The organism is Microcystis sp., assembly GCF_048564745.1.
GTDB classification, from domain to species: Bacteria; Cyanobacteriota; Cyanobacteriia; order Cyanobacteriales; family Microcystaceae; genus Microcystis; species Microcystis ichthyoblabe_A.
In genome coordinates this window covers 24,967-39,934 of sequence record NZ_JBLZRT010000203.1, presented here as the reverse complement: position 1 = coordinate 39,934, position 14,968 = coordinate 24,967, and the positions used below count along the sequence as shown (strand labels likewise).

Below are 14,968 nucleotides of genomic sequence, written 5' to 3'. Positions count from 1 at the left end.
GCTCGCACTATGCAAGAGGCAATAGGGATTTAGGGTGATAGGCAAATTTCCGCTAAATCCCCCACCTCCCCACTTCCCGACTTACCCACTTCCCCACTTCCCCCCCTCCCCCCTTCCCCCCGTCCCCCCGTCCCCCCCGCCCCCCCGGCCCCCGGCGCCCCGGGGCCCCGGGGCCCCGGCGCCCGGGGGCCCCCCGGGCCCGCGGGCCCCGGGCCCCCGGGGGCACGGGGGCACGGGGGGCCGGGGGGAGGTGGGGGATTTAGCGGAAATTTGCCTATCACCCTAAATCCCTATTGCCTCTTGCATAGTGCGAGCGATATTCATCAATAAAAATTATCCATACAGGAAAACAATAATGTTTACTTATGGTAAAGGAGAGATGGGGAAGTGGGGAAGTGGGGAAGTGGGGAAGTGGGGAAGTGGGGAAGTGGGGAGGTGGGGAAGTGGGGAGGTGGGGGATTTAGCGGAAATTTGCCTATCACCCTAAATCCCTATTGCCTCTTGGATAGTGCGAGCGATATTCATCAATAAAAGTTATCCATAGTGGAAAACGATAATGTTTATTTATGGTAAAGGGGAGATGGGGAATTATGAATTATGAATTATGAATTATCAGTGGGGAGGTGGGAATTATGAATTATGAATTATCAGTGGGGAAGTGGGGAGGTCGGGGATTTAGCGGAAATTTCCCGATCACCCTCAATCTCTATTGCCTCTTGCATAGTGCGAGCGATATTCATCAATAAAAGTTATCCATAGTGGAAAACGATAATGTTTATTTATGGTAAAGGGAAGTGGGGAATTGGGGAAGTGGGGGAAATTTGCCTATCACCCTCAATCCCTATTGCCGCGTCGAAGCTAGAACTATCAGTGGGTAACAGTTTGATTTTGACTCCATAATTAAATTAGTCAACGATCGACTCAATCTCAAGACGAGAAAAAATTAATCTATTAGGAGTTTAGCTGATGACGGCTTTTACGGAAAATGACCTAAAAAGGTTAGAAAATCTGATTATCAATGGACAAAAAGCGATCGAAACTCGTTTAACCTCTTTGGAGAGTGGACAAAAAGCGATCGAAACTCGTTTAACCTCTTTGGAGAATGGACAAAAAGCGATCGAAACTCGTTTAACCTCTCTGGAGAATGGACAAAAAGCGATCGAAACTCGTTTAACCTCTTTGGAGAATGGACAAAAAGCGATCGAGAATAGCATCGGAGAGATCAAAAGAGAAATTCAGGTCTTAGAGATAGGACAGACGGAAATTAAGGGAGAAATCAGGACTTTAGACGCAAAAATCACGGGTTTAAATGCAAGAGTGCAACTCATCGAGGCATCCGTGGGAAAAATTCCCGATTTAGCTGAAAAAATTGGGGAAGTAAAAAACTGGAAACAGATCGGTATATCGATTGTGACTGCTTTTGTGGGTGGGGTAATTGGTTGGTTAATTCGGGGAAAATAAAACTAAGGAATGTAACATAGTATTAAGCATTTGTATATTTTTATCAATTTTTATGGAACAGACAGCTTTAAATCTGATCGCGATTACCGTTTTTTCGATCACTCTTTCCGTATTTGTCACCCCTTTGCTGTCTATTTCGCCTTTTGTACCCGCTTTGGCTACTTTTAGCCTCTTGGGATTAGTCACCGTTGATACTCTCACCTTTAATAACCGAGGCGTGACTTTACTACTGGATGCTCTTTCTCCTAGTAAACACCGTCAAAGAGTTATTCACCACGAAGCCGGACATTTTCTCACCGCTTATATTTTAGGCATTCCGATCGCCAGTTATAGTTTGACCGCCTGGGAAGCCTTTCGTCAAGGCCAGGAGGGAGTCGGCGGTGTTCAATTTGACCTAGCAGATTTAGAGCAAAAAGTCAAGAATTTTACCGATTTTCCTGCTTTTTTAGAGCGAATTTCTACGGTGTGGATGGCGGGAATTGCTGCCGAAACCTTAGTTTATGGTAAAGCGGCAGGGGGAGAAAGCGATCGATTTTATCTGCAATCGGCCTTAAAATTAGCGGGGGTTCCTGAGAATAATTATGCCCAAAAAGAGCGCTGGAGTTTATTACAGGCAAAAACTCTTTTAGAAAAACAACAGACTGCCTATCAAGCTTTAGTGATAGCTATGGAAAAAAGGGCAAGTGTGGAAGAATGCTGTCGAGTGATTAGTGAAAGTTTAGTATAACGGGAAAAGTAATCAGGGATGAATTTGATGATTTCCCCGTTAAATTATTTATGAATAATCAGAGCATTCAATCCGAGCAGCGATTAGCTTTAATTGTGCGCGGGGCAGTACAAGGGGTCGGTTTTCGTCCTTTTGTTTATCGATTAGCAACGGAATTAAACTTAGCCGGTTGGGTGAATAATACGGCAGCGGGAGTTTTTATTGAAGTCGAGGGCAATCGAGACAAACTAGAAACTTTTTTGACTCGATTATCTTTAGAAAAACCCCCTCGATCCCTAATTGAAAATATTGAGACTCAATGGTTAAATCCCGTCGGTTATCAAAACTTTAGCATACGTCCTAGCAGCGGCGGTGAAAAAAATACAATTGTTCTGCCCGATTTAGCCACTTGTCCCGATTGTTTAGCCGATATTTTTGACCCTAATAATCGTCGTTATCGCTATCCTTTTACTAACTGCACTAACTGCGGTCCTCGTTACAGTATTATCGAGAGTTTACCCTATGATCGCAGTGCCACAACTATGAGGGGTTTTAATCAGTGTCCCGAATGTCAAAGGGAATACGAAAACCCTCTGGATCGCCGTTTTCATGCCCAACCGAATGCCTGTCCTAGTTGCGGACCCCAAATTAGTCTTTTAGACAGTCAAGGCTCTGTATTAGCGGAAAAAGATCAAGCTTTAATTGCCACTGCTAGAGCAATTCAACAGGGAAAAATTATAGCGATCAAAGGATTAGGAGGATTTCACCTAGTTGTCGATGCAAGAAATACGGAAGCAGTGCAAAAATTGCGACAACGTAAACAGCGACTGGATAAGCCTTTTGCCGTGATGTATCCTAATCTTGAGTTAGTGAAAAAGCATGGTTATGTCTCTTCTTTAGAATCGCAATTATTGCAGTCTCCTGCTGCAGCAATCGTCCTGATTAAACAGCGAAAAAATTATCTTTCTGCTGCCGTTTCTCCGGGTAATCCCTATCTAGGAGTCATGTTACCCTATACTCCCCTACATCATCTTTTATTGGCAGAATTAGGCTTTCCTGTTGTAGCAACCAGTGGTAATATAGCCGATGAACCTATCTGTATTGAGGAAAAAGAAGCTTTAGAAAAATTGGGAACTATCGCCGATTTATTTCTAGTTCATAATCGTCCCATCCTTCGACCAGTGGATGACTCTATTATCAGGGAAATGGCGGGAAAAGCGATGATTTTGCGCCGTGCGCGGGGATATGCTCCCTTTCCCGTTAAAGTTAATGAGGGAGATTTTCCCCCGATTCTGGCCGTGGGAAGTTATTTTAAAAATACCGTGGCTATCTATCAAAAAAATCAAGTTTTTATCAGTCAACATATCGGCGATTTAGATACAGTTAATGCTGTCAATCACTTTGAAAATATTCTCGATAGTTTAAAAAAATTATACGAGTTTGCACCGGAAATTATCGCCTGTGATGCTCATCCTGAATATCTAGCGACCAAGTACGCTTATAGTTTAAATTTGCCCGTTATTCCCATTCAACACCATTACGCTCACGTTTTATCCTGCATGGCAGAACATCAGCTACAACCTCCGGTTTTAGGGGTTGCTTGGGATGGAACAGGATACGGTTTAGACGGCACAATTTGGGGGGGAGAATTTATCCATATCACTGCCGATTCTTGGCAGCGAGTCGCCCATTTTAAACCCTGGCCATTACCCGGAGGAAACAAAGCAGTTAAGGAACCCAGACGAGTGGCTTTAGGATTACTAGAAGTTATGGAAAATACTGATAGGATAAAATCAGCTTTTAGTGAACAGGAATGGTCTATTTTTAGGCAAATGTTAACCAGAAAAATTAATTGTCCGTTAACTTCTAGTGTCGGGCGTTTGTTTGATGGTGTGGCTGCGATTCTAGGTTTATGTTATCAATTAAGTTTTGAGGGACAGGCAGCAATGCAGTTAGAATTTGCCCTTGAGGACATTAAAACCGAGGAATATTATAATTTTTCTTTATCAGATGACTCACCCATAGTTATTGATTGGAATCAGCTAATTTTAGGAGTTGTTGAGGATTTAGAAAAACAAGTACAAATCGGCATAATTGCCGCTAAATTTCATAATAGTTTAAGTGAGATTATTGTAGAAATTGCTCACCAAATAGGTAGAGAAAAAATTCTCCTGACGGGAGGCTGTTTTCAAAATCGTTATCTAACGGAAAGAACAATTAATCGCCTACAAGCTTCGGGATTTCAACCCTACTGGCAGCAAACTGTTCCCACTAATGATGGTGGTATTAGCCTTGGTCAAATTATCGGGGCTTTTTCTAGACTCAAACAGTTCTAGATAGGACAAAATTAACTTCTTGGTTAGGACAGGCAAGAGGTAGTTATAAACCACAGAGACACAAAGAACACAGAGAGCCGATTTTTTTCTAGACTGTTGAGATGGTCGAAAATTGAGATTTTAGTTTAAACGATGCCACTCAACGATTTTATTGCCTACTTTCAAAATAATTGCTTGACCTAAACCCAGTTCTTGTGTCACATTAACTAGATGGGCGAAATTTTGATGAGTGATTGCTAGTCCCTGCAAACAGGCTAGAAAATCGAGACAGAGAACCGTAGAAAATTCCCAAGTTTGTCGGTAAACACGGCAATTATCCGGTAAAAAAGCCACAAGAGTGCGAAAATGACTCAAAGCGGCTTTCTCAAAATTGGCGCTAGTGCAGTCAAAAGACGAGTGCTGATAGCTCATAAAAACTTTGCTTGATAGGGAAAGAGCAGGGTTTCCCTCAGACTAGCACCTCGCTTCTGGGGATCACCTTCCCTTTAGAATTTCTCAATAGACTGGCAAATCCCCCCAGAGGAGTATCGTTACCCGCGAGCCAATTGCTAGAAGCTAGGTTTCTTCCCAGAGATAGTGTACTTTAGATATTGATGTCCTTCCGGCTGGCAAGATAACCTGTAAATTTCCCCACTCGTCCCCAGCGATAAAAGGCTGTATTTAGTCAAAAATCAAGTGTTGACTTTAATGCCAAACTTGCCTAGTAAAAAATGATCACAGCCTCAAGTTGCCGCTTAACTACTTGACTAATTAACTGATAACTGGTAACTAAGATTATGAATAATGCAATTGTCAAACCGAGAGATGTACAAGTAGCACCTATTGCCGTCGATACTTTTGTCTTTCGTTCCCGCACTTGGGACAGGTTAAAATTCGAGATCGAATACGGATTACAAAAGGGAACCACCGCCAATAGTTATCTGATTAAAGGTGAAAAGGTCGCTCTTTTTGATCCACCGGGGGAATCATTCTCGGCTATATTTTTAGAGGCTTTAACTAAAAGAATCGATCCGAAAACGATTGATTATATTATTCTCGGTCACGTTAACCCCAATCGTGCCGTCACCCTCAAGGCACTTTTAGAAATCGCGCCTCAAGTCACTTTTGTTTGTTCCAATCCGGGGGCAATTTCCCTGAAAAAAATTCTCGAAACCGAAGCATTAAATCTGTTGGTTGTCAAGGGGGAAGAAATATTAAATTTAGGGGCAAACCATCAATTAGAATTTATCCCCACTCCTAACCCCAGATTTCCCGATCAACTCTGTACCTACGACAGTAAAACCGATATTCTCTACACCGATAAATTGTTCGGAGCGCACGTTTGTGGCGACCAAATTTTTGATGAGGGTTGGAGCGTTTATAACGAAGATCGGCGTTATTATTTTGATTGTCTCATGGCTCCCTATGCCAGCCAAATTAGCAACGCTTTGGAGAAATTAGCCGCTAAATCGCCCTTATTTTATGCTGTTGGTCACGGTCCGTTGGTGCGTTACGCGATGCACGAATTGACCCTTTCCTATCAACAATGGTTAGCAGTACAAAAGTCCCAGGAGTTGACAATCGCCCTGATTTATGCTAGTGCCTACGGCAACACCGCCACCCTCGCTCAAGCGATCGCCATGGGGATCACGAAAGCGGCAGTAGCAGTCACGGCGATTAATGCCGAGTTCGCTGAACCGGACGAGATCAAAACGGCGATCGAAAAAAGTGTCGGTTTTATCTTTGGTTCCCCCACTTTGGGAGGACACGCACCGACTCCCATCCAAACCGCCTTGGGGATTACCCTAGCAAATGGCGATAAAAGCAAGCTGGTGGGAGTTTTTGGCTCCTACGGTTGGAGTGGGGAAGCGGTCGATCTTTTGGAAGGTAAATTCCGGGATGGCGGTTATCGCTTCGGTTTTGAGCCAATTCGGGTTAAATTTAAACCCACGGAGGCAATTTTAAAGACCTGTGAGGAAGCGGGAACCGATTTCGCTCAAGCAGTCAAAAAAGCTCGCAAAAGCAGACAACCGAAAACTAATGTTAACCAATCCCAAAGCGATCGGCGATCGCAGGCTCTGGGCCGTTTGGTGGGTTCTCTCTGTATCGTCACCTGCGAATTGGGGGAATTGCGCGGCGCCATGTTAGCCTCTTGGGTGTCGCAAGCGACGTTCACACCCCCCGGATTGACTATTGCCGTGGCGAAAGAACGAGCGATCGAGTCTCTGCTTTATAGCGGTACGCCTTTTGTCCTTAATATCCTCCAAGAAGGTCAACATTTGGCTTTAATGAAGCATTTTCTTAAACCTTTTTCCCCCGGGGAGGATCGTTTTGCTCATATCGAAACCACTAAAGCTGAGAACGGTGGGCCGATTCTGGCCGAAGCGCTCGCTTATCTGGAATGTCGGGTAGAACAACGAATGGAGTGTGGTGATCATTGGCTGATTTATGCGATCGCAGAAAAAGGCAAGGTTTTACACCAAGGTTTAACCGCCATCCATCATCGCAAATCTGGCAGTTATTATTAACTCATGGTGACGGGCAAGGGATCGCAAAAAACAAGGGTTTCGGCTGATCCCGAAAGTGAACAATACTCTCCCCTATCCTTCTGCTACTGTTTGTAAAACAAGATCAATAAATTTCTGGCTGTAGTATATGCCTTGTTGTTGCATCGTTTCTATGTAAGGTTTGACTGCAGCGATCTTTCCCAACTGTTTTGCTTTAATTAAAATACCGATCGAACCTGTAATTGGAATATTGAGAGATTTACATACCTGACGAGCAGCTAATTCATCGATAAGCACTAAAGAGGCTTTTTGTTCTAGTGCAAGGACGATGACTTCTGATTCTCCTCGATCCAGAGTCGGTAATAGTAAGGAAACCTGCTGTTGAGAGGCGATTTCTCGGACAGAAATCCACTGTTCTCGTAATAGATCGATCGAGCCAGTTTTGTCTTGATCATAAGTGCTGATTTCAAGAGCTACCGCCTTAGGAATAATGATGCTTTTAACTATTTCTTGTAAAAGACCGAGTTGACCAATTCGCGCAAAAGCGATGAGGGGAGTAGCGTTACTTACAATCATCAGGCTCCAGTTTTTCTATTCCCTTTAATTCAACCGCTAACGCCGATTCGTCATAATCAAACAATACAATCCCTTTTTTAGACAAAATATCCATAAATTCTAGGCGATTAATTCTCGCTAATTCCGCCGCTTTTCCTAAAGAAAGTCGCTTTTCTTGAAAATAATAAATAGCGGCCAGAAGTTTAATTTCTTGACCGAGTTCATCAATTCCTATTTTTAAAGCGGCAAGAACATCGGGAGAAAATTCTAGATTTAATATTTCATTTTTCATTCTAAGTACCTAGTTAAAAATAAAGTTAACTTTAGAGACAAGGGAACTCCGGAACAGGGAACAGAAGGGTTTCTGACTTTTTTTAAGATGCCTCTTAATTATTACAGCTTACAGCGTTTCTCATAAAGATGAAGTATAATCTGATTTGGCATCGTCTCCTGACTCCTGATTGAGGTGATTAAACCGCACAGTGCGCTATTATAGCAGCGGGCAGAAGGCAGAAGGAAAATCCTTGCCAGAACTGAATTTTAGCGATTTAGGTTGTCCTAACCAACTCGTTCTCTGCTATAAGTCTTATTAAGGGGGTGTTAGACCGATGCAGGTGAGATAGTGGCAGCAATTCTCATTTTGAAACGATTTTGCCTTGTTTCAGCGATCTAGAGATTCGTTAAGAATTATTAACCCTTCTAGGTGCAAGGGTTTTAATGTCATGAAACCTTAAAATGAGAATTGCTGGAGGATAATACCTCTCATCGACTCTACCCACTTTATATCCATTTTGTCCTTAATATCCGGCAAGAAGGACAACATATAGCTTTAATGAAGCATTTTCTTAAACCTTTTACTCCAGGAGAAGATCGTTTCGCTAATATCGAAACCACTAAAGCTGAGAACGGTGGTCCGATTTTGGCCGAAGCGCTCGCTTATCTGGAATGTCGGGTAGGACAACGAATGGAGTGCGGTGATCATTGGCTGCTTTATGCGATCGCAGAAAAAGGTAAGGTTTTACAGCAAGGTTTAACCGCCATCCATCATCGCAAATCTGGCAGTTATTATTAATTTGTTGTTATGATCATTTCAGGGGGTGTGTTAAGGCAAAATAACGCACCCTGATTTATCAGAAAATAAATTCTTATGAAAAGTATTGTTTTAATTGTTGGCTTTGAAACCTTTAACACCAATTTATATCGGCAATCGGGCCTGTTGGCTAGTTCTAAATGTCCCGATTTAGAAGTAAAAGTATTCAGCGATAAATCCTTGACTAGCGAACCGGAAATAGTCGAGCAAGCTTTAGCCACTGCCGACGTTTTTTTTGCTAGTTTGATCTTCGATTACGATCAAGTTACTTGGCTGCGGCAACGAGCGGCACAGATTCCGATTCGCTTAGTTTTTGAGTCTGCTTTAGAGTTAATGAGTTTAACCCGTTTGGGAGAATTTGCCATCGGGGATAAACCAAAAGGAATGCCAAAACCAATTCAATTTATCTTGAGTAAATTTTCCAGTGGCAAGGAAGAAGATAAGTTAGCTGGTTATCTCAGTTTCCTTAAAACTGGTCCGAAACTGCTGAAATTTATTCCCACTAAAAAAGTTCAAGATTTGCGTAACTGGTTAATTATTTACGGTTATTGGAATGCGGGAGGAACCGAAAATGTTGCCGCTATGTGTTGGGTAATTGCCCAAAAATATCTAGGATTAAAAGTACAGGAAATACCCGAAGTTATCGAAACTCCCAATAAGGGACTATTACACCCCGATTATCAGGGTTATTTTCTCACTCCCCAAGAATATTTGACTTGGTATCAAAAAAATAAATCCCTTGATAAACCAGTGGTGGCACTGCTGCTTTATCGGAAGCACGTTATCAGTAAATTGCCCTATATTAATCAATTAATCCGTCATTTTGAAACGGCTAATTTAATTCCCTTACCCGTGTTTATTAACGGAGTGGAAGGCCATACAATTGTTCGGGATTGGTTAACCACAGACTACGAAATTCAGCAAAGAAAAAAAGGAATCATTGAAACTCCTTCTTTAAGTGAAGATGCGGTGACAGTAGATGCAATTGTCTCGACGATTGGCTTTCCTTTGGTGGGGGGTCCTGCGGGTTCTATGGAAGCAGGAAGACAGGTAGAAGTGGCTAAACGAATTCTGTCCGCTAAAAATATTCCTTATCTTATCGCTGCCCCTTTATTGATTCAAGATATTTATTCTTGGACAAGACAGGGAATCGGTGGTTTACAGAGTGTGGTTCTATACGCTTTACCGGAATTAGATGGGGCAATTGATACAATTCCTCTCGGGGGATTAGTGGGGGAAACTATCTATTTAATCCCCGAAAGATTACAGCGTTTAACTGGACGTTTAAACAGTTGGATTAAGTTACATAAAACCCCTCCGCAAGAACGGAAAATAGCCATCATTCTCTATGGATTTCCCCCGGGTTATGGGGCAGTTGGTACGGCAGCTTTATTAAATGTTCCCCGGAGTTTAGTTAAGTTTTTACAAGCTTTACAAGCGCAGGGTTATAATGTGGGAACAATTCCCGAAGACGGGGAAGAAATTATTCAAAAAGTTAAATTTGCCGATGATGAAAATCTCTCTAAACAAAATCGTTTATCGATAGAAACTTTAGAAAATTGGCTAGGTTATCTGTTAACTTCTCGCATTGAAAAACACTGGAAATCTCTGAAAGATGCGGGGATAAAAACTATTGGCGACCAGTATCATTTAGGGGGAATTGAGTTAGGTAATATCTGGATTGGAGTGCAACCACTTTTAGGAATTGCTGGGGATCCGATGCGGTTAATGTTTGAAAAAGATTTAACTCCTCACCCTCAGTATGCAGCCTTTTATCAGTGGTTACAAAAAAATTTTAAGACCGATGCGCTCGTTCATTTTGGTATGCACGGAACCGTCGAATGGCTGCCCGGTTCACCCCTAGGAAATACTGGTTATTCTTGGTCAGATATTTTATTAGGAGATTTACCGAATTTATATATTTATGCCGCTAATAATCCCTCGGAATCTATCCTAGCCAAACGTCGCGGTTATGGGGTGTTAATTTCCCATAATGTGCCTCCCTACGGACGAGCGGGATTATATAAAGAATTGATGATTTTACGAGATTTGATTGCAGAGTTTCGAGAAAATCCTGAGAAAAATTACGCTTTAAGAGATAGTATCCTCCAAAAGATTATTGATACAGGTATCGCTAAAGATTGTCCTTTTCTGGAAGCAGAAAAACAGGGAATAGAATTAACTTTAGAAAATGCCAAATTATTTAGCCGCTATGCACTAACCGATTATTTTGTCAAGGTGTATAATTATCTACAAATCGTCGAACAAAGACTATTTTCTTCGGGTTTACACACTCTAGGAACTGCTCCCAATCAGGAAGAATTAAAAGGTTATCTTGATGCTTATTTTACCGATTTATCTGAGCGAGAATTTCAGCAAATTATCGCTGATGAAGCAACCAATGAAAAGCTTAAAGAAGGCATTGCTATTAAAAATTTATTAGGACAAAATAGCGAAGAATTAACTAATCTTTTGCGGGGATTAAATGGGGAATATGTACCACCGGCACCGGGGGGTGATTTACTCCGGGATGGTGCGGGAGTTTTACCCACAGGACGCAATATACACGCTTTGGATCCCTACCGGATGCCTTCCCCCGCAGCCTACACTCGCGGACGAGAAATCGCCAAAAAACTGCTAGAACAAAACTTAACCGAAAAAGGAAAATATCCCGAAACTGTAGCGGTTTTACTCTGGGGATTAGATGTGATTAAAACTAAGGGTGAATCCCTGGGTATTCTCTTAGAATTAGTTGGTGCGGAACCGGTGAAAGAGGGGACGGGAAGAATTGTCAGGTATGAATTAAAACCTTTAGGGGAAATTGGACACCCGCGCATCGATATTCTGGCTAATTTATCGGGAATTTTTCGGGATACTTTTATCAATATTATCGAGTTATTGGATGATTTAATGCAGCGGGCAGCCGAGATAGAAGAATCGGAAAATGATAATTATATCCGTAAGCACTATTTAGCCTTAAAAAGTCAAGGAATTGACAATGCCAGCGCTCGTTTATTTTCCAATCCTGCTGGGGATTTTGGCTCTTTAGTTAATGACCAAGTAGTAGAGGGAAATTGGGACAATGACAACGAATTAGCGAAAACTTGGGAAAAGCGTAATGTTTTTAGTTATGGTCGTCAAGATAAGGGACAAGCGCGGCCAGAAGTGCTACAACAGTTATTAAAAACCAGTGAAAGTATTATCCAAGAAATTGACTCGGTAGAATACGGTTTAACCGATATTCAGGAATACTACGGCAATACAGGAGGATTAAAATTAGCCGCAGAAAAACAAAGCGGTAAACGGGTGATGACGAGTTTTGTCGAGAGTTTTTCCAATGATACAACTCCCCGCAAATTAGAGGAGGTTTTGCGCTTAGAATACCGCAGTAAATTACTCAATCCTAAATGGGCCAATGCCATGGTTAATCAAGGTTCCGGTGGGGCCTACGAAATCTCCCAAAGAATGACCGCTTTAATTGGTTGGGGCGGTACGGCTAATTTTAGTGACGATTGGGTGTATGATCAGGCAGCCGATACCTACGCTTTTGATACAGAAATGGCGGAAAAATTGCGTCAAGCTAATCCCGAAGCTTTCCGTAATATTGTCGGTAGAATGTTAGAAGCACAGGGTCGCGGTTTTTGGCAAGCAGACCCCGACAAATTAGAGAAATTACAGGAATTATATCAATTGACCGATGAAAAGTTAGAAGGGGTTACTTAGGGTTTGCTGAATAAATCTAAAAACCTTGTTGGATAATATCTTTAGGCTTTTTTGAAATCAAAAAGTGCCAGCGATTGGAGTCAGGTACTTTTTCCCCGAAAATTAGGTAATTGACTCCGGCTCGACTGAGCTCGCCGAACGTCCTGAAAATTGGTACAACCCCACACCCTACACCCCACACCCCACACCCGTTCGGCTGAGCTCACGGCCGAAGCCCACACCCCACACCCCACACCCTGACACCAGGAAAAACTTTTTGCCGCAAACCCTACTTAGGGTTTTCATCGCAACAGGGAATCCTGATGATAATCTGATTTTCCTCCTGTTTTACTCAGCAGACGGATATTTTCAATCAGGATTGATTTTTCTAACGCTTTGGCCATATCGTATAAAGTCAAGGCTGCCACAGATACCGCCGTTAAAGCTTCCATTTCTACCCCAGTTTCCGATTTTGTCACCACTTCTGCGCGAATTTCGTAACCGGGTAACTCTGCTTTCGGGATAATCTGAACATTGATTTTTTGCAGGGGTAAGGGATGGCAAAGGGGAATTAAGGAGGAAGTTTGTTTGGCCGCCATAATTCCCGCTAGTCTGGCCGTCCCTAAAACGTCACCTTTAGGCGCATTTCCCTGTTCTATGGCTTCAAAAGTCGTTTTTAGCATTCTCACTTGTCCTAGGGCGATAGCAGTGCGTTTAGTGGGCATTTTCTCCGATACATCCACCATCTGGGCCTCGCCTTGGCCGTCGAGATGAGATAATTTTTCTTTACCCTCTTGCGTCATTGAATGAACCTGTGCTATAGTAGTTTACTGTTGAGAAAAACAAGGGCTTGTAGCTTAGTGGATTAGAGCGTGTGGCTACGGACCACAAGGTCGGGAGTTCGAGTCTCTCCAAGCCCGTTACATACAATGGCATATACTACAGGAATTAGGAACCTATGGTTCCTAATTTCTTTGGTTTTTTGCCCCATCTTCCCACTTTCCTATACTTTTTAAACAGGATTTAGTATCATCAGCCAGTTTTGCTGGAGTATTTTTTACCCTCAAACAGTGAAAGAAACTAAACTTTTAGGATTGTATGGCATAGAACGAGTTAGTTAGGACGCTTTCAATTTTCAAACTCTTATCGGTCAAGGGTTTCAGCGATTGATTGTCCTAACCACCCCGCTCTTTGCTATATAATACTAAATCTGGTTATTAAAAACTGATTATTTATTCCCCCTTTTGCCTTTTGCCTCTTGCCTTTTGCCTGTCCTTATAAGTAACCTATGCTCAACGGATTTAGTATAATATGAATTCTCCTGCACCTGTGCCGACACCCTTTCAAGTTGCTTTAGAGCGTTACCAGAATGCTCTAAATTATTTAGATACTTCTCATAATAAATCTCTTAAAAAAGCACAGGCTTTAGAAATTATTTCCGCCAGAGATGCTCTTCAGAAACGAATGGAAGCCGAGGCGGAAATTTCCGTTGATATGTCGTTAAAATTAATCGAACAAGATAATAGATTAAAACAGAAAAGTTACAAAATTACTCAAGTTCTTGATTTAGCTGAATATCGGGAGACTTTACCTATTTCTGCTCAGGCTTGGTGGTGGCATTTAGAAAGTAGGGAATCTCTGCATCCTTGCAATCGCTTTGATTGGTTATTGAGAAGCGGTAAACTGGTTTTATTAGGGGTTAATTTTACATTAATCGGAACGATTGCCACTCGGTTTCTTAGTGGTGGTTCAGGTTTGCCAGAAATAGCAGGTGTTATTTTTTCGACTTTCATTTCTTTATTACAAACTGAAAATGCTCTCACACGGACGCGCCAGAAGGGTTTTGTTAAGTTAATGAAATTTCGTAGGATTGCTGAACATTGGCATGAAGAAATACAGTTTTCCGTAACAGTAATAGTCTTTGCTTTTCTCTTGGGAATTTATCTAAATTTCTCTTGGTTTTCTGAGCTTTATAAGCAAGAAGGCAACCGTTTACAATCTCCTCCGCCAGCAAGTCAAGAATTTCCTAATTTAGCTTCAGCCGAAGAGAAGTATTTAAAAGCAATTGAGTTAGATCCAGATAATCTAGATGCTCATTATAAGTTGGCAACACTTTATGAAGAGTTACAGGATTTGACTAATGGGAAGAAACACTATTTAATTGCGGCAAAAGGTGGTTTTATAGATGCTTATAATAATCTCGCTTATTGGTATCTGCGCGATAATAAGAATGCAGAAGCGGTAGAGTTACTGGAAAAAGCTAAGAGATTATTAGCAGAAAAAGATGAAAAACTAGACCAATTTACTGAAGAGGAGAAACGCAATTTAGCAGTACAAAAATATAGTATTTATAAAAATCTAGGCTGGGCCAGATTTAAGCAAAATCGCAGTGAAGATGCAATTCCTAATCTTTTAGTTGCTATTGGTATCGCTGAAAATCCAGCTTATCAGAAATTTATCCGCAATCCCGGTGCTGCTTTTTGTATTTATGCTCAACTTTTAGAAAAAGAAGACAAGAAATTATCTCAGGAAAATTGGCGTAAATGTCTTAATTTAGCTCAAGGGAGGGAAATTAACACAGAGGAAGAACAATGGTTATATGAAGCGAGGAAAAAAATTAAAGTGAAGTAAA

Annotated in this window: 10 protein-coding genes, 1 tRNA gene and 1 pseudogene; 8 read left to right on the top strand and 4 right to left on the bottom strand. The window is 41.8% G+C overall.

Annotated features, from left to right (window positions below):
• The first annotated feature begins 966 nt into the window (after positions 1–966).
• From ACOCD9_RS20820 to hypF, 3 genes are read left to right on the top strand one after another with little or no spacing between them, the layout of a single operon-like run.
• Complete coding sequence (locus ACOCD9_RS20820; protein ID WP_419548319.1) at positions 967–1,461, top strand: hypothetical protein; 495 nt, start codon at positions 967–969, stop codon at positions 1,459–1,461.
• A 52-nt stretch (positions 1,462–1,513) separates the two neighbouring features.
• Positions 1,514–2,188 carry a hypothetical protein gene (locus tag ACOCD9_RS20815; protein ID WP_045357602.1) on the top strand — a complete coding sequence of 225 codons (675 nt, stop codon included), beginning with the start codon at positions 1,514–1,516 and terminating at the stop codon, positions 2,186–2,188.
• Between the two features lie 50 nt (positions 2,189–2,238).
• Positions 2,239–4,503, top strand: coding sequence for a carbamoyltransferase HypF (gene hypF / locus ACOCD9_RS20810; protein WP_419548317.1), 2,265 nt, complete (start codon positions 2,239–2,241; stop codon positions 4,501–4,503).
• A gap of 120 nt (positions 4,504–4,623) precedes the next feature.
• On the opposite strand, the gene ACOCD9_RS20805 is transcribed toward hypF, so the two are convergent.
• Positions 4,624–4,914: a hypothetical protein gene (locus ACOCD9_RS20805; RefSeq protein ID WP_287702361.1), complete on the bottom strand. Its 291-nt coding sequence runs from the start codon at positions 4,912–4,914 to the stop codon at positions 4,624–4,626.
• A 365-nt stretch (positions 4,915–5,279) separates the two neighbouring features.
• On the opposite strand from ACOCD9_RS20805, the gene ACOCD9_RS20800 reads away from it, so the two are divergent.
• On the top strand, positions 5,280–7,010 hold the full coding sequence (locus ACOCD9_RS20800; RefSeq protein ID WP_419548316.1) for a diflavin flavoprotein: 1,731 nt from the start codon (positions 5,280–5,282) through the stop codon (positions 7,008–7,010).
• A 72-nt stretch (positions 7,011–7,082) separates the two neighbouring features.
• On the opposite strand, the gene ACOCD9_RS20795 is transcribed toward ACOCD9_RS20800, so the two are convergent.
• Complete coding sequence (locus ACOCD9_RS20795) at positions 7,083–7,565, bottom strand: DUF3368 domain-containing protein (protein ID WP_110578515.1); 483 nt, start codon at positions 7,563–7,565, stop codon at positions 7,083–7,085.
• On the bottom strand, positions 7,552–7,836 hold the full coding sequence (locus tag ACOCD9_RS20790) for a UPF0175 family protein (protein ID WP_002754799.1): 285 nt from the start codon (positions 7,834–7,836) through the stop codon (positions 7,552–7,554). Before ACOCD9_RS20790 ends, ACOCD9_RS20795 begins: the two co-directional genes overlap by 14 nt.
• A 477-nt stretch (positions 7,837–8,313) precedes the next feature.
• On the opposite strand from ACOCD9_RS20790, the pseudogene ACOCD9_RS20785 reads away from it, so the two are divergent.
• Both ACOCD9_RS20785 and bchH read left to right on the top strand, forming a co-directional pair.
• Positions 8,314–8,616 (top strand): annotated as a pseudogene (locus tag ACOCD9_RS20785) (flavin reductase family protein); the annotation flags it as partial.
• 75 nt (positions 8,617–8,691) lie between these two features.
• A complete protein-coding gene (gene bchH, locus ACOCD9_RS20780; RefSeq protein ID WP_419548315.1) occupies positions 8,692–12,357 on the top strand; it encodes a magnesium chelatase subunit H in 3,666 nt (1,221 codons plus the stop codon).
• Between the two features lie 281 nt (positions 12,358–12,638).
• Here the strand turns inward: bchH and moaC are convergent, their stop codons facing one another.
• Positions 12,639–13,139, bottom strand: coding sequence for a cyclic pyranopterin monophosphate synthase MoaC (gene moaC / locus ACOCD9_RS20775; protein WP_419548314.1), 501 nt, complete (start codon positions 13,137–13,139; stop codon positions 12,639–12,641).
• 43 nt (positions 13,140–13,182) lie between these two features.
• Between moaC and ACOCD9_RS20770 the strand changes: the two genes are divergently transcribed.
• Positions 13,183–13,256 (top strand) — tRNA-Arg (locus ACOCD9_RS20770).
• Between the two features lie 391 nt (positions 13,257–13,647).
• Positions 13,648–14,967 carry a tetratricopeptide repeat protein gene (locus ACOCD9_RS20765; protein ID WP_419548313.1) on the top strand — a complete coding sequence of 440 codons (1,320 nt, stop codon included), beginning with the start codon at positions 13,648–13,650 and terminating at the stop codon, positions 14,965–14,967.
• Position 14,968 lies beyond the last annotated feature (1 nt).

Coding starts and splice junctions, on each gene's coding strand:
- ACOCD9_RS20815 (WP_045357602.1), top strand. CDS start 1,514: ATGGAACAGACAGCTTTAAATCTGATCGCGATTACCGTTTTTTCGATC.
- ACOCD9_RS20820 (WP_419548319.1), top strand. CDS start 967: ATGACGGCTTTTACGGAAAATGACCTAAAAAGGTTAGAAAATCTGATT.
- bchH (WP_419548315.1), top strand. CDS start 8,692: ATGAAAAGTATTGTTTTAATTGTTGGCTTTGAAACCTTTAACACCAAT.
- ACOCD9_RS20805 (WP_287702361.1), bottom strand. CDS start 4,914: ATGAGCTATCAGCACTCGTCTTTTGACTGCACTAGCGCCAATTTTGAG.
- ACOCD9_RS20765 (WP_419548313.1), top strand. CDS start 13,648: ATGAATTCTCCTGCACCTGTGCCGACACCCTTTCAAGTTGCTTTAGAG.
- ACOCD9_RS20795 (WP_110578515.1), bottom strand. CDS start 7,565: ATGATTGTAAGTAACGCTACTCCCCTCATCGCTTTTGCGCGAATTGGT.
- moaC (WP_419548314.1), bottom strand. CDS start 13,139: ATGACGCAAGAGGGTAAAGAAAAATTATCTCATCTCGACGGCCAAGGC.
- hypF (WP_419548317.1), top strand. CDS start 2,239: ATGAATAATCAGAGCATTCAATCCGAGCAGCGATTAGCTTTAATTGTG.
- ACOCD9_RS20790 (WP_002754799.1), bottom strand. CDS start 7,836: ATGAAAAATGAAATATTAAATCTAGAATTTTCTCCCGATGTTCTTGCC.
- ACOCD9_RS20800 (WP_419548316.1), top strand. CDS start 5,280: ATGAATAATGCAATTGTCAAACCGAGAGATGTACAAGTAGCACCTATT.